Consider the following 1,169-nt stretch of genomic DNA (forward strand, 5'->3'; position numbering starts at 1 on the left):
GCAGCCGCAGCTTCGGTGGTATGTTTAGCCCCGTTACATCTTCCGCGCAGGCCGACTCGACTAGTGAGCTATTACGCTTTCTTTAAAGGGTGGCTGCTTCTAAGCCAACCTCCTAGCTGTTTTAGCCTTCCCACATCGTTTCCCACTTAACATACACTTTGGGACCTTAGCTGGCGGTCTGGGTTGTTTCCCTCTCCACGACGGACGTTAGCACCCGCCGTGTGTCTCCCGGATAGTACTCATTGGTATTCGGAGTTTGCATGGGGTTGGTAAGTCGGGATGACCCCCTAGCCCAAACAGTGCTCTACCCCCAATGGTATTCGTCCGAGGCTCTACCTAAATAGATTTTCGGGGAGAACCAGCTATCTCCCGGTTTGATTAGCCTTTCACTCCTAGCCACAGGTCATCCCCTAACTTTTCAACGTTAGTGGGTTCGGTCCTCCAGTTGATGTTACTCAACCTTCAACCTGCCCATGGCTAGATCACCGGGTTTCGGGTCTATAACCTTGCAACTCAACGCGCAGTTAACGCTCGCTTTCACTACGGCTACCCTAATCGGTTAACCTCGCTACAAAATATAAGTCGCTGACCCATTATACAAAAGGTACGCAGTCACCCCACGAAGAGGCTCCTACTGCTTGTACGTACACGGTTTCAGGTTCTATTTCACTCCCCTCACAGGGGTTCTTTTCGCCTTTCCCTCACGGTACTGGTTCACTATCGGTCAGTTGGGAGTATTTAGCCTTGGAGGATGGTCCCCCCATATTCAGTCAAAGTTTCACGTGCTCCGACCTACTCGATTTCACTTATAAGACATTGTCGTGTACGGGACTATCACCCTGTATCGTGCCACTTTCCAGAGGCTTCCACTAACATCAAATAAGCTTAAGGGCTGGTCCGATTTCGCTCGCCGCTACTTTCGGAATCTCGGTTGATTTCTTTTCCTACGGGTACTTAGATGTTTCAGTTCTCCGCGTTCGCCTCTTACACCTATGTATTCAGTGCAAGATACCTGCAAGCAGGTGGGTTTCCCCATTCGGAAATCCTGGCCTCAAGCGCTTTTTACTAGCTTGACCAGGCTTATCGCAAGTTAATACGTCCTTCATCGCCTCCAACTGCCAAGGCATCCACCGTGTACGCTTAGTCACTTAACCATACAACCCAAAAGG

At 50.2% G+C, this 1,169-nt stretch carries 1 rRNA gene; it reads right to left on the bottom strand.

What is annotated here, in order from left to right:
- Nucleotides 1-1,154 (bottom strand): 23S ribosomal RNA (locus C2M17_RS06130); the annotation flags it as partial.
- Between the last annotated feature and the right edge of the window lie 15 nt (nt 1,155-1,169).

Source organism: Pseudoalteromonas sp. T1lg10 (assembly GCF_002964545.1).
Lineage (GTDB): Bacteria > Pseudomonadota > Gammaproteobacteria > Enterobacterales > Alteromonadaceae > Pseudoalteromonas.